A 458-nucleotide genomic window follows, 5' to 3' on the forward strand; every position below is an offset into this window, starting at 1 on the left:
TCCAGTTAAAGTAACTGTTTCAGAACCAACAGATGCAGATAAGAACGAGCCAAAAGCTAAGGACCAAACTGTTAAAGTTGGAGAAGAACCAAAAGCAGAAGATTCAATTGAAAACTGCAAGGATCTTCATGTGGGAGTAAAAGTAGCTGGTAAGGAGCCAGTAGACACAACAACCCCAGGCGATAAATCACCAGTGGTCGTTGTCACATACCCAGATGGCTCTACAGAAGAAGTTCCAGTTAAAGTAACTGTTTCAGAACCAACAGATGCAGAGAAGAACACTCCAACAGCTAAAGACCAAACTGTTAAAGTTTTATCCCGCACACACGTCTGACATTCCAGTCGAAGCTCTAAGTGTCTCCCTCCGTGACCACCATCCCCCTCCAAGAAACAGGTGGACAGAACAAACCAAGGCGGGAAAGCGACAGGGGCCGTTGGCACAGGGCCAGGGGGATCTA

The 458-nt window shown here is 46.7% G+C and carries 1 protein-coding gene; it reads left to right on the plus strand.

Annotation, left to right across the window (positions count from 1 at the left end; all coding sequences use genetic code 11):
* On the plus strand, window positions 1-334 hold a 334-nt coding region (locus ACTHUE_RS20330; protein WP_440424315.1), incomplete at its 5' end, for a Rib/alpha-like domain-containing protein.
* Window positions 335-458 lie beyond the last annotated feature (124 nt).

The sequence above is a fragment of the Neisseria sp. P0021.S005 genome (genome assembly GCF_051956955.1).